Genomic DNA, 19,126 nt, shown 5'->3' with positions numbered 1-19,126 from the left:
GAATTACGATCATGAGCTGGGAGAGGTTACAACCGTTCAACAGAGTGTGACTGAAGTTGGTGTGTTTGATTTTTTATTAGCCCCGCCCACATCCTATCTTGGCTTAGATTTAACTGCGGCTAATTTGCCGATCTCGGTTGCCTCAACTGGGTCTACAGGCCGTTTTACTCCCTATTATTTACACCTAGAGGGTAATACTCCTAGTTTTTCTCAAGCATGTAGCACTTTCACTTATTTGGGGCAGGCAATGAAATTTGATCGGTTACCTGAAGTTGCGGTAGCAGGGCGATTTTACGATGAATTGGGTACTAATGGCGAAGGTGAGACGGAGAATTACAAGATTGGTAGCTGGTGGCGATACAGTAATCCTTGGCTCTATCGAAACTTTTCAGCGCAAAGTTCAGGTTTTAATATCACTGATACTGAAACACCGGGATTATTAAACCCGCAGGAGGGATTTGCTTGGCCGGGAAGTGTGGTTATTGATGCAAGTAACTTTATTGCTCGGCTTGAAAATGCTCAAATTCGCTATGACAAGCCTTACGCTCCGGTAGAGCCTATCGCTGAGGGAGTGATTTTACAGCTCTCGATTGATGATACGAAAGATTTAGACGGTGTGTGCTATCAAACAAGCGGTGGTTCGGGGTGTATTGGCTATGATTTTCCATATTCAGAGAGTCAGAATCAGCGTTGGGGAAAACTGGTGATCCACGACACTTATGGCCCAGAAACTAGTGGCTTAAGTCAACCTATTACCAGTGAATACTTCACCTCCAATAGCTTTGTTTTAAATAAAGCTGACAGTTGTACCAGTCTCCCCACAATTGATAATTTTGTTTTCAATTCCTCGGATTTTACTGTGCTGAAAAATGGCACACCGATACCGCCAGAAGTAAAAGTGACATTGGCTGGTGATTTAAGTTCTGGAGTGAGCAGTGTGGATTATACTCCGCCAGGTTCGGCGAATACTGGTGTTGTCGCGAACAGCTACGATCTTTCAACTTTGTTACCTTGGTTACGTGTTGATGCTGATGCTAATGATAGCTTTGAAGACAGTATCTCAGGCCGAGTACAGTTTGGATTGTACCGAGGCAGCGACCGGGTAATCTGGTGGCGTGAAAAAAATTAACCGGATAATTCACACAAATTCATAGAGATTTTTCTACCTAAGTTAGGAATCTGTTAGAAATTGCGTGTTTCAGTCCATGTTTATGCGTCAACGCCTTGCTGTGATCGCAAGGCATTGGTACATTTAGTGCAATTTTCTATCTTCTAATTCTTGCAGGACGAGCGAAGAATATGTTCAAAAAACTGCGTGGCATGTTTTCCAACGATCTATCGATCGATTTAGGTACCGCCAATACTCTTATATACGTTAAAGGACAAGGTATTGTCCTCGACGAGCCTTCCGTTGTTGCTATTCGCCAAGATAAAGGTCGTGGTGGAAAAAGCGTTGCTGCTGTCGGTCATGCCGCTAAGCAGATGCTTGGTCGTACGCCGGGGAATATTTCTGCAATTCGTCCTATGAAAGACGGCGTGATTGCGGATTTCTACGTGACCGAAAAAATGTTGCAACACTTCATCAAGCAGGTGCATGACAACAGTGTACTCAAACCAAGCCCTCGCGTTCTGGTGTGTGTGCCTTGTGGCTCCACCCAAGTTGAACGCCGTGCGATTCGTGAATCAGCACTCGGTGCTGGCGCGCGTGAAGTGTATTTGATTGATGAGCCTATGGCGGCGGCCATCGGAGCTGGTCTGCGTGTTTCTGAACCAACGGGTTCAATGGTGGTCGATATCGGTGGCGGTACGACTGAAGTTGCCGTTATTTCCTTGAACGGTGTGGTTTACTCTTCCTCTGTGCGTATCGGCGGTGACCGTTTTGATGAAGCGATTATCAATTATGTGCGTCGTAACTACGGCAGCTTAATCGGTGAAGCGACCGCAGAGAAAATCAAACATGAAATTGGCTCGGCTTACCCCGGCGATGAAGTGATGGAGATTGAAGTTCGTGGTCGTAACCTTGCTGAAGGGGTTCCTCGTAGCTTTACTCTTAACTCCAATGAAATATTAGAAGCACTGCAAGAACCGCTTTCCGGTATTGTTTCTGCGGTGATGGTTGCGCTTGAACAGTGTCCGCCAGAGCTTGCTTCTGATATCTCAGAAAATGGTATGGTATTAACCGGTGGTGGAGCGCTGCTCAAAGATATCGACCGCCTCTTGACCGAAGAAACGGGAATACCAGTCGTGGTTGCCGATAATCCTCTAACCTGTGTTGCCCTTGGTGGCGGTAAAGCGTTGGAAATGATCGATATGCACGGTGGCGACCTATTTAGCGAAGAATAATGGCTTTGGGAGCCGTAAAGCTCCCATCATGACATCTAGGATTTTTATAGAATGAAGCCAATATTTGGTCGAGGACCATCTCTTCAGCTACGTCTCTTTTTTGCCGTGATTTTATCAGCCAGTCTTATGCTGGCTGATAGTCGTTTAGGTGCTTTTTCCAACGTTCGTTTTTTTCTTAATAGCTTAGTGGCTCCCATTCAATACATGGCGGATTTACCGCGCAGCATGTTTGATGATCTGTATGAGCGATTCGCCACTCATCAAAAACTGATTGAATCGAATCAACGTTTAAAACGAGAAGCGATCACCTTGAAAAGTGATTTGATCTTGTTTGATCAATACCGCGAAGAGAACCAACGGTTACGTAAATTGCTTGGATCTTCTTTTGTTCGTGATGAAAAGAAGGTTGTCACTGAGGTGATGGCGGTCGATACCTCACCTTATCGTCACCAAGTTGTGATTGATAAAGGGCGAACGGATGGCGTTTACGAAGGGCAACCCGTTATCAACGATAAAGGTATTGTTGGCCAAGTGACTTTTGTGGCGGCGCATAACAGCCGGGTGTTGTTGCTGACTGACACCAATAGTGCGATTCCAGTGCAAATTATTCGTAATGATATTCGAGTGATTGCTTCAGGGAATGGCCAGGTGGATCGTATTCAATTGGAACACATTCCCACCAGCACCGATATTGAAGTGGGCGATTTGCTCGTCACATCAGGTTTAGGGGGCGTATATCCTGAAGGTTATCCTGTCGCACACGTTTCGGTGGTCGACAAAGATACCCAGCGTGAATTTGTGTCGATCACCGCCGATCCCGTGGTGGATTTTGATCGTCTACGCTATTTGCTGTTGATCTGGCCTAACGAAGATAGGCAGCAGAAAGTATTGCAAGTTACGCCAGAGAAAATGTTAGAGGGAGCAACCGATGGCCAGTAGTGTCGTGAAAAGTAAATTGGTGATTGGTGCATCATTTCTCTTTGCTCTGGTTTTACAAACTATCCCTTGGCCGGGTGAGCTGGATCTACTGCGCCCATCGTGGTTACTGCTGGTGACATGCTATTGGGTTTTAGCGTTGCCGCATCGAGTCAACGTAGGGTCGGCTTTGATCCTTGGTTTGTTATGGGATCTGCTGCTTGGTTCAACATTGGGCATTCGAGGCATGATGATGGCCATTGTTGTCTACTTAGTGGCGATTAACTTCTTAGTGCTGCGTAATATGGCGTTATGGCAACAAGCTGTAATTATTGGCGTGTTATCTATGTTGCTTGAAGTGCTGATCTTCTGCGGCGAATATTTAATTCAAGATGTGACATTTAACCCGCTCTCGCTATGGGTTGGTATGATCAATTGCATATTATGGCCTTGGATGTTCCTACTGCTTCGTCGTGTGCGACGCCACTGGCACCTTAGATGATGAATAAAAAAATTGTATTAGCCTCTGGCTCGCCAAGAAGACGAGAGTTACTGACTCAACTGGGTTATCAGTTTGATATTGTGGTGCCCAACGTTGAAGAGTGCCGTAATGAGCATGAAGCCCCAGCAGTGTATGTTGAACGTTTATCACGTGATAAAGCACTGGCTGGTGTTGCTTTATCCAACCCTGCTTCGATAGTTATTGGGTCTGATACCATAGTCGTGCAAGGTGAAACAGTACTTGAAAAACCCGCTGATTTTGCTCAAGCACAACAGATGTTACGCAGCCTATCTGGTACAAAACATCAAGTGATGACGGCCGTAACCGTAGCAACACATAATCATTCTAAATCCGTCGTAGTAACGACGGATGTATGGTTTAAACCTTTGTCAGATGAAGAAATAGAACAATATTGGCAATCGGGTGAACCTTGCGATAAGGCTGGCAGTTATGGCATTCAAGGATTGGGTGGACGATTTGTAACGAAGATCGAAGGCAGCTATTACGCTGTTGTAGGATTACCATTATTCGAAACTGACCAGCTCTTGCACGAATTTATATAATTAAAAACATTGAGGTGTACTCATGAGTGCAGAGTTGCTACTAAACGTCACCCCGAGTGAAACTCGAGTGGCGATGATTGAAGGCGGAGTTCTTCAAGAGGTCCACATTGAGCGAGAAGCGAAACGCGGCATTGTGGGCAATATTTACAAAGGAAAAGTCAGCCGAGTTCTTCCCGGAATGCAGGCCGCCTTTGTCGATATTGGTTTAGACAAGGCCGCTTTTCTTCACGCTTCTGACATTGTTCCTCATACTGAATGTGTGGCTGAGAACGAAAAACAGCAGTTTCAAGTTCGTGATATTTCAGAGCTAGTTCGTCAAGGCCAAGATATCGTGGTGCAAGTGGTCAAAGATCCATTAGGCACTAAAGGCGCCCGTTTAACGACAGATATTACCCTACCTTCGCGCTATCTCGTTTTTATGCCCGGCGCAAGTCATGTTGGTGTCTCACAACGCATTGAAAGTGAATCAGAGCGTGATCGTCTCAAAAAAGTCGTGGCTCATTATTGTGATGAGCACGGTGGGTTTATTATTCGTACCGCCGCTGAAGGGGCTGATGAGAAAGAGCTTTCACAAGATGCCGCCTTTCTTAAACGGCTATGGCTGAAAGTGTTGGAGCGTCGAGTTAAATACAAAACACGCTCGACACTGTATGGCGAATTGGGTTTAGCTCAGCGTATTTTACGAGATTTTGTCGGCACCGATTTGACGCGGATCTTAGTCGATTCGCGCCTTGAATTTGAGAACCTCAAAGAGTTTACCTCAGAGTTTGTGCCTGAGTTAACCGATAAGCTTGAACTGTATGAAGGTGACAAGCCTATTTTTGATATGTACGACACCGAAAACGAGGTTCAGCGTTCTCTCGAGCGTAAAGTGGAGCTCAAGTCTGGTGGATACCTTATCATCGACCAAACTGAAGCCATGACCACGATTGATATCAATACTGGCGCGTTTGTTGGCCGTCGTAACCTCGAAGAAACCATTTTTAATACCAATGTTGAAGCGACCCAAGCCATTGCCCGTCAATTACGTTTGCGCAACTTAGGGGGCATCATCATTATTGATTTTATCGATATGATGTCTGAAGAGCACCGTAAGCGAGTGCTCAACTCCTTAGATGCTGCACTGGTTAAAGATCGCGTCAAAACGAATATTAATGGTTTTACGCAGTTAGGCTTGGTGGAGATGACGCGTAAGCGCACCCGTGAAAGTATTGAACACGTGTTATGTTCAAGTTGTCCAACCTGTGAAGGCCGCGGCAGTGTGAAAACCGTTGAAACCGTCTGTTTCGAAATCTTACGTGAAATCACGCGTGTCAACCGTGCTTACGATGCGGATAAATTTGTGGTTTACGCATCCCCTGCGGTGGCAGAAACCTTGCAAGGTGATGAGTCTCATGCTCTTGCTGAGTTGGAAGTGTTTATTGGAAAAGAAGTGCGCATCCAAGCGGAGCCACTTTATATTCAAGAACAATTTGACGTTGTGATGATGTAGTAGGGCTTTTGTGATCTCAACTTTTACGCGCCTTTGGCGAATAGTATTGTGGTTTATCGTTAGCGTACTAGTGGTGCTGGCTGTTGCTGTCACCACCTTGCGTGTGTTTTTGCCACAAATGAATCGTTTCCAAGGCGAAATACAAACGTTGATCAACCAAAATTCAGGTTTTGAATTTGAATTAAGTGAGGTCACTGGTTTTTGGCGTAATACTCACCCGTCAATTGCACTTAAGGGGCTAAAAGCAAAGCTACCTGATGGATCGCAAATTCACTTTTCTGCGCAGCAAATCGATGTTGAATTTGACCTCATTCAGTCAATACTGCAAATGCAACCTGTGGTCGCGGATCTCAGTATTCATCAACTCAAATTGGATATTCGCTCGGTAAACTGGCTTGATCTACAGGCTGAAGATAACCAACAGAGCCGCACACAAGGCAATGTCATTCAACGTTTAGACAACCTACTGTTGCGGCAATTGGATGATTTTGCGCTACTCGACTCGACGGTTTTCTATCAATCTGTCGCGGGGGAGATTCGCCAGTTAGATATTGAACGTCTTCGGTGGAAAAATAACGCTCAGCAACATAAAGCTGAAGGCGTGGTGAGCATCGCTGATACCAGTATTAACTCTCTGTTAGTGAGTGCTAACTTTGAAGATCATGGTTCACTACGCGATATTTCAGGTCGCTTCTATGTTAGCGCTGACAATATCAAAATAAACCCGTGGTTGACTCGTTATCTCAAAGACGAAACCGGCATTAAGAAAGGACAGGTGAGTTTTAATGCCTGGCTGACCTTAGAACATAACCAACCCAAAGATGGCTATGTCGAACTTAAGCCCTCTGAACTGGTTTGGGGTGAAGAGCGTCAGCATGAACTGTTGTTAGAGTCGGGAATCATCAAACTGTTACCTATTGAACAAGGATGGCAAGTTAACGCTTACTCACTTCAGTTGCGCACGGATGACGAAGTGTGGCCTAAACTTGATGTCGCGTTTGAATGGCAACCGACGCAATGGCGTTTGAACTTATCTCAGTTGGACATAAAAACTTTGCTTCCCTTTGTGAAAATGATGCCCGATTCCAGCAAAACGAACGAGCTTTTGCAGCAATTGGATTTTGGGGGCACCTTAGAAGATATTCGGCTCAGCAAAGGAGATAGCCTGCAATCGCTTCGTTATTCGGCTGAACTCAGTGATGGCGCCATGGCGCAATGGCAGTTATTGCCACAAGTACACCATCTCAAAGCCTCCATTGCAGGTAGCATGGAGAGTGCCCGCGCCAAAGTAACGCTGATTGATGACGTGTTACCTTATGGTGATGTTTTCCAAGCACCATTGAATATTCGTCAAGGTGAAGCCGATGTTGTGTGGCAAAAGCAAGACGATGGCTGGTCATTGTGGGCCAGTAAAGTGACTGCGGCGACGCCTGACTTACAAGTGCTTGGATCATTTCGTCTCGATTTTCCTGAAAAACGCAGCCCTTTACTTTCATTTTATGCGGAAGCGGACTTATACAATGCAGGTGAAACTTGGCGTTATTTGCCCACCTTAGCATTGGGGCGCAAGTTAACAGACTATCTCTCTACTGCGATTCAAGGCGGTAAAGCCAACACCGCTAAACTGCTTTGGTATGGTGAACTTGGCGATTTTCCCTACCAACAAAACACTGGCGTATTCCAAGCTTGGGTTAGTTTAAAAGAGGCGAAATTTAGTTTTGATACGGCGTGGCCGCCGATCACCAATTTGCAACTCGATCTGCTGTTTGAAAACGATGCGATGTACCTTGATTCACACTCTGCGACCTTAATGGATGTCACTGCTCAGCGGATCACAGGGCGAATACCTGAACTAGCCGAAGGTGGACACATCGAAATCGAAGCCAGTGCAACAGCCCAAGGCAATGCCGTACGCGACTATATGACCTCAACGCCTTTAGTGGATTCGGTGGGAGCGGCGTTAACGGCGATTCAAGTCAGTGGCGAAGTGCAATCTGAATTTCAGCTTCGTATTCCTTTTGATAGTGAGCAGGAACCCCGAGCGTGGGGTTGGGCGAATTTAAATAATAACCACGTGGAAATTGATGCACCGCCAATGGTGCTTGAGGGTGTCTCTGGCAAAATTGAATTTGATAATGACGTTGTGACGGCAGCTGGTTTGTCGGCGGATCTGCTGACTCAACCGATCTCGATTGATTTTAAAGGTGAAAATGCCAGCCAAGGTTACGCGGTGAATATTGATGTGGTGGGAGACTGGGATATTAAACCCCTGACGCCTTTTGTCGGTGAGCGCTGGCTAAACCGTTTAAAAGGGCATGCTCCTTGGCAAATGGGCGTTGATATTCAACTCAATGATGTCGGTTTCACTTATCAAATCGACACCTTAGCCGATTTAAAAATGATAGAAAGTGATTACCCTTACCCGCTAAAAAAAGCCTTCAACGTGGCAGGCAAAGCCCACTTGCAAGCATCGGGTAACCAAGAGTCGATCACCGCTCGCCTACAATTACCACAAGCGAAATACCAAGCTGAAATCGATATCACATCGAAAAAACCACGCCTGACAGCCACCAATCTCATAGTAGGGAGCGGCAATTTCAAAATCAGCCCAGTGGTTGGCCACCATGCGCAGATCCGCAGCGATACCTTTAATTTGGATGAATGGTTGAGTTTGGCCAATGAGCCTCAACCGAAGAAAAAATCAGCTCTAGCGGAGATGAATACTCCCGAGATCCCACCACCAGAGAGAGTGGACATCAACGTCAAAGCACTTCTACTAGCGGGCATTGAGTGGCACGATGTTGATTTTAATGCCAGACGTAAAAATCTCGGTTGGTACGCACAGCTCGAGAGCCAAGAAGCAAAAGGCCAAGCGAGTTATATTGAACCTTATGATTTGTCCGTCTCGCTTGAACGCTTGCACGTTTACATTCCTGAGCTGGAGGACAGCTCCAAAAAATCACTGTTGGTTGATCAAGACCGCCAGTCTGAGCCGCTTATTACTGATTTTGACCGACAGTTTCATCGATTGGTGCCAAACTTAACTTTGGCCATTGATGATCTTTGGTTGCAGGGTTACAAGGTGGGCAAGATGAATATGGACTTCCAACGGCAAGGTGATACTTTGCAATGGAAGAAGATTGATATCAGTAGTGGTTCAAACCAAGTGACTATCAATGGTGCTTGGACGTTGAATAAAGATGCACAAGGTGATGAGCGTAGCCATACTCAACTGAATCTCACCATGAAAGGTGACAATAATAGCGATTTGATGGAGCGCTTTGGCATCAGCTCCGGTATCCAAAGAGCGCCATTTGAAATGTCGAGTCAAACCGAATGGGATGGCGCGCCTTGGTCAATGAAGATCGACAGCTTAGAAGGCAAGATAGAGACTACTATGGGTAAAGGTGTCGTTTCTGATGTCAGCGGTGCCGCTCGTTTACTCGGATTATTCAGTTTAGATTCCATTATCCGTAAAATGCAGCTCGATTTTAGTGACGTGTTTGATAAAGGAATGGCCTTTAACTCAATTACGGGCAGTGGTGAAATTTCGCAAGGGATTTTTGTTACCAACAACATCAAAATGGATGCTGTTGCCGGTGAAATGACCATTAAAGGCTTAGCGGATCTCAATAGCCGCACCGTCGATGCTGAGGTGAATTTTGTACCAGACATCACATCAGGAATTCCCGTCTTGACGGCTTTTGCGGTGACGCCGCAAACAGCGCTGTATGTCCTAGCTATTACGACCGTGATTGCACCTGTGGTTGAGGTCTTTACCCAAGTCAATTATGAGGTTAAAGGACCAATTAATTCACCGGTTGTTAAAGAGCTTTCACGTAGTAGGGGCGAGTTTAAATTGCCAGAAAAGTTGAGAAAATTGACTGAAAAATAGGGAAGTAGGCATGGATCGCGTTGGACTTATTCAAATGACGTCAAGCTCTGAACCTGCGCAGAATTTGGCCTATATCGAACAGCAAGTGTCACTACTTGTGGCGCAAGGTGCGAAGTGGATTGTCACGCCGGAAAATGCACTGGTGTTTGGCACGCGACAACAGTATCACCAACATGCCGAGCCATTGGGGCAAGGGCCCTTGCAGAGCCAATTGGCTGCTATGGCTCGCTTTCATCGGGTATGGCTGTTGGTGGGCAGTATGCCTATCCGTCGTGAGGTTGGGGTAACGACTACCTCCTTGCTGTTTGACGCCAATGGCGATCTTGTCGCGCACTACGACAAATTACACATGTTTGATGTAGATGTCGCTGATGGCCACCAGCGCTATCGAGAATCGGAAACTTTTACCTGCGGCACAAAGCTGAGTGTTGCGTCGACGCCATTTGGTCAAATTGGCCTTTCCATCTGCTATGATGTGCGCTTTCCGCACCTCTATTCCCAATTAAGAATGCAGGGTGCTCAGATATTAGTGGTTCCTGCGGCCTTTACGGCGGTGACCGGAAAGGCACATTGGGAAGTCTTGTTAAGAGCCCGAGCGATAGAGAATCAGTGTTGGGTTGTTGCGGTTGGGCAAACTGGGCTTCATCCATGTGGGCGCGAGACATGGGGTCATTCGATGGTCATCAGCCCGTGGGGTGAGGTTATTGCAAGCTTAAACCAGCAAGTGGGGAATTTAGTCGCCGATATTGACTTGGCTTACGTTGAGCAAGTTCGACAAAAAATGCCCATTGCTGCACACACCCGATTCACCAATCAGTTTATAGATAATAAGAGCAAACTATGAGTATTAACCGCATTGAAGATGCACTATTAAAACCGGCAGGATTAACCGAGCAAGATATTGCGGATACACTAGCGACAATTGCCACTCGTCAAATTGATTATGCCGATATCTATTTTCAGTCGAGCTGGCATGAATCTTTAGTGCTCGAAGACAGCATTATTAAAGACGGCTCATTTAATATCGATTGCGGTGTTGGTGTGCGCGCCATCACAGGTGAAAAAACGGGTTTTGCTTATTCAGATCAAATCCAATTAGAAGGTTTGAAACAGAGTGCAATAGCCGCACGAGGTATTGCGCAGCAAGGTAAAAGTGGTTGTGTTCAAGCCTTTAAACGTAGCGATAATCAAGCCTATTATGCGGCGGATAACCCACTAGCCAGTTGGGAAAAAAAGCAAAAAACAGAATTACTGCAAGAGCTGGATGCTTACATTCGTACCAAAGAGCCGTTGATTCAAGAAGTCTCGGTGAGCTTAAGTGGTGTGCATGAACAGATGTTAGTTGCTGCAACCGATGGGACTTACGCAGGCGATATCCGCCCGTTGGTCCGTTTGTCGATCAGCGTGTTAGCACAAAAAGGTGATCGCCGCGAGCGAGGCAGCTCTGGTGGTGGTGGTCGTTTTGGTTATGACTTTTTCCTCACCGAACAAGATGGCCGTAAAGTTGCGTTTCAGTTTGCCGATGAAGCTATCCGACAAGCCTTAGTCAATCTTGAAGCTGTCGCAGCTCCCGCTGGCGCGATGCCTGTTGTGCTCGGTTCTGGTTGGCCGGGCGTCTTGCTTCACGAAGCGGTAGGGCATGGCTTAGAAGGTGATTTTAACCGCAAAGGATCTTCTGTTTTCTCCGGTAAAATTGGCCAGAAAGTAACCTCAACGCTTTGTACGATTGTTGACGATGGCACACTGAAAGATCTGCGTGGCTCGCTCAATGTCGACGATGAAGGTGTCAATGGTCAATACAACACCTTAATTGAAAATGGCGTGTTGAAAGGCTACATACAAGACAAACTCAACGCACGTTTGATGGGGGTGAACCCTACGGGTAATGGGCGTCGTGAATCGTACGCACATTTACCGATGCCGCGCATGACCAACACTTACATGTTGCCGGGTGAACATACGCCAGAAGAGATCATTTCAACAGTGAAGAAAGGCGTTTATGCGCCCAACTTTGGCGGTGGCCAAGTGGATATCACCTCGGGTAAATTTGTGTTCTCTGCCTCTGAAGCCTATATGATTGAAAACGGCAAAATTACTTATCCAATCAAAGGTGCAACCTTGATCGGTTCTGGCATTGAGGCAATGCAACAAGTCTCGATGGTGGGTAACGATTTGAGCCTTGATCGCGGCGTTGGAGTGTGCGGTAAAGCAGGACAAAGTGTGCCTGTTGGAGTAGGGCAACCTACGCTTAAGCTAGATTCGCTCACTGTTGGTGGCACCGAATAACGTTGTTACTCGCTCAGAGCTGACGTGGTTTGTATCGCGCAGCGTAAGCAAATAAAAAGCGGCGTTTTGATGCGCCGCTTTTTTATCTCTTTTATTCACTGCGTTGAATTGAAAAGGTTAAATATTATCTCGCTCGATCGGGCAGCTCATGCAGCGCGCGCCGCCTCGGCCTCGGCCGAGTTCATTGCCGGGGATGGTTAATACTTTGATGCCCGCCTTATCGTATTTCTCGTTAGTGTAGACATTGCGCTCGTAGCCAATCACAACTCCGGGTTTAACCGTTAGCACGTTGTTGGCGTCATTCCATTGTTCGCGCTCAGCCTCATAGCTATCACCACCAGTGGTGATGATTTTGAGTTTGTCCAAACCTAACGCGCGTTCAATCGCATTAACATAACTTGGCATTGAATCGACGTTCATCCCGCCATCGCCTTTCGGCGTTAAACGCCATGTTTCTAAATCATGACGCATAATTTCGGGGTAAACAGAAAAGGTGTCGACATCCATATGTGTCATCACCGTATCTAAATGCATACAGGAGCGGTGTTTAGGCAGGTTAACGGCAATCACCTCTTTGGCCTGCCCATGTTTAAATAAACTCGCAGCAAAATTTTCTACCCCTTGCACCGTCGTGCGTTCGGAAATACCAATCAACACTGCACCTTTACCGATCACCAGTACGTCGCCCCCTTCAATATTGGCATTATCGTAGTGCAGATCTTCATCACCGAAATACTTGATAAAATTCTCTCCTGCAAATACAGGATGCCAACGATAAATGGCGCGTAAATGGTTGGTTTCACGTTGGCGTGCTGGTTTCATCATCGGATTAAGCGATACGCCGCCATACACCCAGCAAGAGGTATCGCGGGTAAAGAGATGATTGGGCAACGGTTCAATCACAAAATCTAACGGACGATGCATTTTAGGTAGCATCGAAGAGGAGTGGATGGGCAGTTCGGAATAAGCAAGACCACCGAGTAGCAGAGTGGCGAGGTGTTCGTTATCCATGTCAGCTAAATAGCAGCGCAGATCGCGCGCCAAAGTGGGACCATAGCGAAAATCAGAAATTTGTGTATCGAGCAACCACGCTTTGGCATCGGCAACGGCTAAGGTTTCGACTAAGAGATCATGCAACAACAGCACTTCAACATCTTGGTCCTTCAAAGTGTTGGCAAAGGCATCATGCTCTTTTCCTGCATCTTCTACGGCAAGCACATCATCAAATAACAGTTCATGACAGTTCGACGGTGTGAGATGAGTTAAGGCACGCTCTGGCCGATTGAGTAATACTCGGCGCAGTTGCCCAACTTCAGATCCAACGTACAGCTTATTCATTTTGTATCCCTACTCTTATTTCTCATGTTCTTTATGACAAGCTTAAGCGAACGATGCAAGTCTACTTAGCGGTGGTATTAGCTGTTATTTTGTGAATTTATAGTTGTGTATGCTTTAAAATGTGCGATTATTAAAAAATAACTCCAAAACTAGCCAAATAAGCCTAATAACGACAAAGTGCTTTGTTATGCGTTTTTGGCTCAGAGGAGGGTGAATTAAGCATGAAGAATAAGTGATTTTCTATGCGGTTATTTACATAAAAAGTGCATAATGCGGGCATGTTTAGCCAAAGCGACCTTTTTCGCTATGCATGAATGTTTGATAAACAGGCAGTTTAATGCGGTGAAAGAGCAAATCATCAGGCAGATAATCTACTGAATTAGCAAAATGAAAATAAATTGTTAAATTAAAGTGTTTTTTATTTAATCTGTACTTGATTGAGCCGTGATCCTTTAGAAAGATAAAGATCGCGGTACGTTGTTGGTGGCAATTTTAGGCGAACCATGCCATATTTCGTCGAAATTCATTTATACCCTTCCGACGTGAAGTTGCAGCGGTGCTGGCTACGTTTGCTCACCCCAGTCACATAGTTTATCTATGTTCATGGGGATGAACTCACTTGCCGCCTATCTGCAACGCCAAGTTGATGGAGTATAGTCTACATTTAGCCAAATCTGGAGCACCTTATGTCTCAACCTCAGCAAGATGACTACGTATCCGTTGAAGAGTTAATCGAAATTCAAAAAGAAGATACTCGCGACATCATTCAAGCCCTGCTCGAAGATGGCAGTGATCCAGATGCGTTATATGAGATAGAGCACCACCTATTTGCTGAAGATTTTGACACGCTAGAAAAAGCGGTTGTTGAAGCCTTTAAAATGGGCTTTGAAGTGCTTGAAGCAGAAGAAACAGAAGATGAAGACGGCAATAAACTATTGTGCTGTGACGCGACTATGCAATCGGTACTGAAGGCCGAAGCGATCGATGAACAGGCAGAGAAGCTTATTCAACTTGCTGAAAAATATGACATTATTTACGACGGCTGGGGCACTTACTACGAAGGCGAAGATGCTCTATACGACGATGAAGAAGATGAAGACGACCAAGAGTGATTAGGCGTTATTTACCTTAATGTGAGATACCAGCCCTTTGGCTGGTATTTTTTTAGCTATGCAAAGCTAACGGGGCACTTTAGTGACGAATCATTATTTTTGTCAGCACATCTTTATTTATTTTGTATATAATCGCTCAACATTGATCTAGCTCAAGTTTATTATGCGAATTTCTCTTGCTGGCTTTTGGCAGCTTTCACCGTTGACTGATTTATCGATCCCGCAAGATGATCTTTGTTTTCCTGCGCCTCTTAGCCAAGTATTACCTCACGATATGACAGAAGCACAAATTGCCGAGCAAGAGTGGCATTTGATGCATGATGTTGAGGTGGATGAAGTGATGCTTGGTTTTGCTGCAATTGATCTTGTGCTTGAGGGGATCGATTTTTATGCGGAAATACGTTTAAACGGTGTGGCACTATTTGATTGTGATGGCAGTCAAGCGGTGTATAAAAAAGACATTCGGCCTTTGCTGCAACTCGGCCGCAATCGATTCGAAATTTTGTTTGTTGAGCAAGAAGAAGAGTGGTTGCTGGAGGATCAAGATTTACCGCAATTATGCCCATTGGGACACCACTCGGTGAAGAAATACGATGAGCGAATGGGTATTTGGCAAGAGCCTTATCTGCAATGCATTCGTCATGTTCGTTTAGAGCATGTTACCACTGAGCAAATCTGGCACTATGGTGGTGGCTGTGAGTTTTTGGTTCACTTACATTATCAAACCTACGCACCAGGATTAGTTTCCGCGGTGGTGAAATTTAATGGTATGAGCTATCAGTTACCTATTGATGTGCGTCATCAGCACGCCAGTGCTTTATTTCAAGTGGAAGCGCCGAAGTACGCAGATCTTACACAGCTTAACCCGAATGATTTGTATACCTTATCGGTGCAACTTGATGGTCAGCAGCAATCCTTCCATATCGCGTTAAGCGAAGATCTCTGTGTTACCCATTTTCCTATCTGATCAACGTACAGTTAATGAGAGCATTTCATTGGTGACCATTCTTGCGGATGCCTCTTTTGCCAGAACCTCTCGTAGAAGTAGTAAGCACACGTATTAATGCTCGGTTCGATCATGGCTAAAACACCACCAATGACAAAACTTCCTGTCATGATATATGCCACGCTAAATGCAACACTGAAGTGCACTACAGCAAAGCTACCTGTTTTAATTTTGGCCGATTGTGAGTAGCGGCGCAGTGGGGCGTAGTGCGCCCATACTTTTTCGTGAAAGTAAAAAGCAACGGTATTGACCATCGGCTCAAGCATGGCAATCAGACTACCAAGAATAATGTCGCCCGTAAGTAGATAAACGACGGTAAACGCAATACTGAAATGGATCGCGGCAAAGCTAAGCGTTTTTTTCATAATGTTCACCTAAACGGTTATCGGGTTGATGCAAACATTATTGATAATTATTCTCAACAAGTAAAGATAATTGAACCTATTAGTTTGATAGCCAATTCCTAACTGAGGCGCTTATCGTTGGCATAAAAAAAGCGCCTCATGCGCTTTTTTATGACGATGCAGGGTTTCTATCCTTGCGGCTTGACAACCAGTACATTGATTGGCGAGTTTTGTACTACTTTACTGGCCACCGATCCCAGCATCACTTTATCGATCTTCGATCGTTTATGGCTTGGCATGATAATCAAATCAGCTCCGAGCTTTTCTGCGTAATCTAAAATGGTGGTGTAGGCTTTACCTTCCGCTACATGCAGTTTGTAGATTATTTCGTCAGCGATATGTTGATCAGCAAACTGTTTTAGCTGTTGCTTGACGTCTTCTTTCATTTTCGCCGCGGCATCTTTCGGGAAGTATGTGGCGACCATCGACATGTGGATACCAGGTAATACATTTAAAAGATGAATTTCAGCATTGGAATGTGTCGCGTGCCAAACAGCAAGTTCAACGGCTTTGTCAGAAAAGCCTTTTTCATTAAGGTCCACTGGAACAAGGATGTGTTTATACATTATGGATTATCTCATCTACGATAGGGTGCTTTAGAGCACCTTGTTTCCGTAAAGTATATGCCTAGCTCGTGCTAGGCATATTGATTAAGCGCGTATTTCTTGTGTTCTCATACGGCGTTTTTGATTCCAAGCTAGCGTCAGCACTAATAATAATGCAGGTAAGAAAACCCACTCTTTCATTGGCCGTTGGCTTTCCAACACAACTGAGCGGATTTCCCAATCAAAATCTATGCCTGCAGCTTCAGCTGGACTGCCAAACTCAATCATATCCACCAGCATACGATTACTGGTTTCTTTCAGGGTTAGCCCCATTGATTGAATACGCTGTTCTGCCGTTGACGCTTGATCATCAAAAGGGAGTAGTACTGTTTTTGATAAGTAATCACCTTCAATGGTTTCACCAGCGACGATAAGCTCTATCGATTGACCCACATCGAGGTTTTCTACAATTTGCGCTATCTCTGTGCCTGGGTGCAGTTCGGTCGCAGGATAAATCATGTCCCACCAAAAACCGGGTCGGAAGAACGAGAACGTCAGCACCAACAACAAGACGGTTTCCCACCACTTATTGCGAGTTAGCCACCAACCTTGAGTCGCAGCAGAAAACAGCAGCATTGCGGTAATGGCCGAGAAAATGGTTAACGCTAAGTGCCACCATGTATCAATTCCCATTAGCAGTAGTTGAGTGTTGAATACGAACATAAAGGGCAAAATGGCGGTACGAATATCGTAAGCAAACCCTTGAATACCTGTACGAATAGGGTCTGATTTAGCGATAGCGGCTGCGGCAAATGCCGCCAAGCCAACTGGTGGGGTGTCATCTGCCAAAATGCCGAAATAGAACACAAATAAGTGTACGGCAATCAATGGGATGATAAGACCATGAGCGGCTCCCAGTGTCACAATGACGGGAGCCATTAAGGTTGATACGACGATGTAGTTGGCAGTGGTCGGTAAGCCCATACCAAGAATGAGGCTGATCACGGCGGTAAAAATCAGCATCAGTATGACGCTGCCACCGGATATAAACTCAACAAAATCGGTCATCACTAAGCCAATGCCAGTCAAGGTGACGACACCAACGACGGTTCCTGCGGCAGCGGTTGCCACACCAATGCCAATCATATTCCGCGCGCCCGAAACCAAGCTTTCGGCAAGATCAACAAACCCAGCCTTCACTTGCGTGTTCAAATCGTTGCTCTTATTGAGTAACGACATGATTGGCCGCTGAGTGATCAAAATGAAGACCATAAATATCGTGGCCCAAAAAGCGGATAATCCAGGCGAGAAGCGCTCGACCGTCAAACACCATACTAGCACCACAATAGGTAGCAGGTAATGAAGCCCTGATTTTACCGTCGGCCCAGGGTCGGGTACTTCTTGGATATCCATATCCATTGCACTTTCTGAGGCGTAGCGAGACGAAATTTTAATCAGAGCGACATAAGTCAGTAAAAGCGCGACCGTAACAATTGGAGTAGCGGCGTCACCAAACACTTCTTTGGTCCAACCAATGCCGTAGTAAACAACAGCGCTGAGAACGCAAAGCCCTAAAATAGTACCCGTAAATGAAAGTAAGCTTTGCACCCATGTTGGTGTATGACGGCGAGGTAGGCCTTTCATTCCTGCTTTGCAGGCTTCCAAATGGACAATATAAATTAAGGCAATATAAGAGATAAGCGCTGGTAGTAGCGCCGCACGGATCACTTCAACATAGGAAATACCGACATATTCCACCATTAAAAATGCGGCAGCACCCATGATAGGCGGGGTCAATTGGCCATTGGTGGAAGCGGCTACTTCAACAGCGCCCGCCTTTGTTCCGGGAAAGCCGACACGTTTCATCAAGGGAATGGTAAAAGTACCGGTGGTAACTACGTTTGCAATCGATGAGCCAGACACTAGCCCCGATAAGCCTGAGGCTACAACCGCTGCTTTCGCGGGACCGCCTCGCATGTGGCCCAACAATGAAAAGGCTACTTTGATAAAATAGGAACCTGCGCCAGCTCGTTCAAGCATTGCGCCAAATAGAACAAACAAGAACACAAAAGAGGTGGAAACTCCAAGAGCCACCCCAAAAACCCCTTCAGTGGTCAGCCATAAATGAGACATCGCTTTGTTTAGGCTCGCTCCTTTATGAGCGATCACATCCGGCATGTAGGGGCCACCAAAGGTGTAGAGCAAAAAGAGTGCAGCGACCAACATCAGTGGTGGTCCTAACGCTCGGCGGGTAGCTTCAAGTAATAGCACCATTCCTGTGACAGAGACCGCTATATCAATCAAGGTTGGCGCACCGGAGCGACCAGCCAACTCATTGTAAAATAAATAGATGTAAGCAGCAGAGAAACTGCCCGCCAATGCCAAAATCCAATCAATCAATGGAATGCGATCGCGTGGTGAGTTCTTTAACGCAGGGTAGGCCGTAAAGGCGAGAAAAACAGCGAATGTGAGGTGAATGGCTCGTGCTTGCGTATCGTTTAAGATGGCAAAGTTAAAAATAAAGGGCAGCGGTGAAGCATACCAAAGTTGGAATAGTGACCAACATAGTGGGACAAACCACAAAATGCGCCCCGGCAAGCCGTGAGGGTTTCTTGCGCCGGTATCAGATTGCGCTACCATTTCCTGCACATCGGTTGACGGAGTAAGTGTCTTCGTCATGTACGTTATCCTTATTATTGGCTGCCTACGTCTCGGTTGGTCACAG

Annotated in this window: 15 protein-coding genes; 11 read left to right on the top strand and 4 right to left on the bottom strand. The window is 45.8% G+C overall.

From position 1 onward, the window contains the following. The 9 genes from AACQ17_RS04360 to tldD all read left to right on the top strand — a co-directional run. A partial coding sequence (locus tag AACQ17_RS04360; RefSeq protein WP_339366199.1) for a DUF6701 domain-containing protein occupies positions 1-1,129 on the top strand: 1,129 nt, incomplete at its 5' end. A 170-nt stretch (positions 1,130-1,299) separates the two neighbouring features. Further along, entirely contained in the window at positions 1,300-2,343 is a 1,044-nt protein-coding gene (locus AACQ17_RS04355; RefSeq protein WP_013857874.1) for a rod shape-determining protein, read from the top strand. A 51-nt stretch (positions 2,344-2,394) separates the two neighbouring features. Beyond that, positions 2,395-3,282 (top strand): rod shape-determining protein MreC, encoded by an 888-nt coding sequence (mreC, locus tag AACQ17_RS04350; RefSeq protein WP_094147818.1) that lies wholly within the window; start codon positions 2,395-2,397, stop codon positions 3,280-3,282. After that, on the top strand, positions 3,272-3,760 hold the full coding sequence (mreD, locus tag AACQ17_RS04345) for a rod shape-determining protein MreD (RefSeq protein WP_013857872.1): 489 nt from the start codon (positions 3,272-3,274) through the stop codon (positions 3,758-3,760). Before mreC ends, mreD begins: the two co-directional genes overlap by 11 nt. Then, a complete protein-coding gene (locus AACQ17_RS04340) occupies positions 3,757-4,323 on the top strand; it encodes a Maf family protein (RefSeq protein WP_094167732.1) in 567 nt (188 codons plus the stop codon). The genes mreD and AACQ17_RS04340 overlap by 4 nt, the downstream gene beginning before the upstream one ends. Positions 4,324-4,345: 22 nt before the next feature. Further along, positions 4,346-5,815: a ribonuclease G gene (gene rng, locus AACQ17_RS04335; protein WP_017047090.1), complete on the top strand. Its 1,470-nt coding sequence runs from the start codon at positions 4,346-4,348 to the stop codon at positions 5,813-5,815. A gap of 10 nt (positions 5,816-5,825) precedes the next feature. Continuing rightward, entirely contained in the window at positions 5,826-9,710 is a 3,885-nt protein-coding gene (locus AACQ17_RS04330; RefSeq protein WP_094147748.1) for a YhdP family protein, read from the top strand. Positions 9,711-9,720: 10 nt separating this feature from the next. After that, positions 9,721-10,554 carry a carbon-nitrogen hydrolase family protein gene (locus AACQ17_RS04325; protein WP_094147747.1) on the top strand — a complete coding sequence of 278 codons (834 nt, stop codon included), beginning with the start codon at positions 9,721-9,723 and terminating at the stop codon, positions 10,552-10,554. Then, a complete protein-coding gene (gene tldD / locus AACQ17_RS04320; protein ID WP_013857867.1) occupies positions 10,551-11,996 on the top strand; it encodes a metalloprotease TldD in 1,446 nt (481 codons plus the stop codon). The genes AACQ17_RS04325 and tldD overlap by 4 nt, the downstream gene beginning before the upstream one ends. Before the next feature lie 117 nt (positions 11,997-12,113). On the opposite strand, the gene arcA is transcribed toward tldD, so the two are convergent. Continuing rightward, the gene (gene arcA, locus AACQ17_RS04315; RefSeq protein WP_094147746.1) at positions 12,114-13,334 is read right to left on the bottom strand and encodes an arginine deiminase; all 1,221 of its coding nucleotides are present in this window, start codon (positions 13,332-13,334) and stop codon (positions 12,114-12,116) included. Between the two features lie 686 nt (positions 13,335-14,020). On the opposite strand from arcA, the gene rraB reads away from it, so the two are divergent. Next, positions 14,021-14,446, top strand: a complete 426-nt coding sequence (rraB, locus tag AACQ17_RS04310) for a ribonuclease E inhibitor RraB (RefSeq protein WP_017046663.1) — start codon at positions 14,021-14,023, stop codon at positions 14,444-14,446. A gap of 163 nt (positions 14,447-14,609) precedes the next feature. Then, entirely contained in the window at positions 14,610-15,413 is an 804-nt protein-coding gene (locus AACQ17_RS04305) for a glycosyl hydrolase 2 galactose-binding domain-containing protein (protein ID WP_013857849.1), read from the top strand. An 11-nt stretch (positions 15,414-15,424) separates the two neighbouring features. On the opposite strand, the gene AACQ17_RS04300 is transcribed toward AACQ17_RS04305, so the two are convergent. The 3 genes from AACQ17_RS04300 to AACQ17_RS04290 all read right to left on the bottom strand — a co-directional run bounded on the left by AACQ17_RS04300 (position 15,425) and on the right by AACQ17_RS04290 (position 19,080). Next, positions 15,425-15,817, bottom strand: coding sequence for a DUF2061 domain-containing protein (locus AACQ17_RS04300; RefSeq protein ID WP_026027830.1), 393 nt, complete (start codon positions 15,815-15,817; stop codon positions 15,425-15,427). A 167-nt stretch (positions 15,818-15,984) separates the two neighbouring features. Then, a complete protein-coding gene (locus tag AACQ17_RS04295) occupies positions 15,985-16,422 on the bottom strand; it encodes a universal stress protein (RefSeq protein ID WP_013857847.1) in 438 nt (145 codons plus the stop codon). A gap of 84 nt (positions 16,423-16,506) precedes the next feature. Continuing rightward, positions 16,507-19,080, bottom strand: a complete 2,574-nt coding sequence (locus AACQ17_RS04290) for a TRAP transporter permease (protein ID WP_013857846.1) — start codon at positions 19,078-19,080, stop codon at positions 16,507-16,509. Between the last annotated feature and the right edge of the window lie 46 nt (positions 19,081-19,126).

It is taken from the genome of Vibrio sp. V10_P2A27P122, from assembly GCF_963874335.1.
GTDB classification, from domain to species: Bacteria; Pseudomonadota; Gammaproteobacteria; order Enterobacterales; family Vibrionaceae; genus Vibrio; species Vibrio anguillarum.
The sequence above is the reverse complement of the archived record's forward strand: the minus strand, read 5'-3'. Positions and strand labels throughout refer to the sequence as shown.

Excerpts from the sequence above, each read along its gene's own strand:
- AACQ17_RS04325 (WP_094147747.1), top strand. The coding sequence starts at position 9,721 with ATGGATCGCGTTGGACTTATTCAAATGACGTCAAGCTCTGAACCTGCG.
- AACQ17_RS04295 (WP_013857847.1), bottom strand. The coding sequence starts at position 16,422 with ATGTATAAACACATCCTTGTTCCAGTGGACCTTAATGAAAAAGGCTTT.
- AACQ17_RS04300 (WP_026027830.1), bottom strand. The coding sequence starts at position 15,817 with ATGAAAAAAACGCTTAGCTTTGCCGCGATCCATTTCAGTATTGCGTTT.
- AACQ17_RS04340 (WP_094167732.1), top strand. The coding sequence starts at position 3,757 with ATGATGAATAAAAAAATTGTATTAGCCTCTGGCTCGCCAAGAAGACGA.
- rng (WP_017047090.1), top strand. The coding sequence starts at position 4,346 with ATGAGTGCAGAGTTGCTACTAAACGTCACCCCGAGTGAAACTCGAGTG.
- mreD (WP_013857872.1), top strand. The coding sequence starts at position 3,272 with ATGGCCAGTAGTGTCGTGAAAAGTAAATTGGTGATTGGTGCATCATTT.
- mreC (WP_094147818.1), top strand. The coding sequence starts at position 2,395 with ATGAAGCCAATATTTGGTCGAGGACCATCTCTTCAGCTACGTCTCTTT.
- AACQ17_RS04290 (WP_013857846.1), bottom strand. The coding sequence starts at position 19,080 with ATGACGAAGACACTTACTCCGTCAACCGATGTGCAGGAAATGGTAGCG.
- AACQ17_RS04305 (WP_013857849.1), top strand. The coding sequence starts at position 14,610 with ATGCGAATTTCTCTTGCTGGCTTTTGGCAGCTTTCACCGTTGACTGAT.
- rraB (WP_017046663.1), top strand. The coding sequence starts at position 14,021 with ATGTCTCAACCTCAGCAAGATGACTACGTATCCGTTGAAGAGTTAATC.
- arcA (WP_094147746.1), bottom strand. The coding sequence starts at position 13,334 with ATGAATAAGCTGTACGTTGGATCTGAAGTTGGGCAACTGCGCCGAGTA.
- tldD (WP_013857867.1), top strand. The coding sequence starts at position 10,551 with ATGAGTATTAACCGCATTGAAGATGCACTATTAAAACCGGCAGGATTA.
- AACQ17_RS04355 (WP_013857874.1), top strand. The coding sequence starts at position 1,300 with ATGTTCAAAAAACTGCGTGGCATGTTTTCCAACGATCTATCGATCGAT.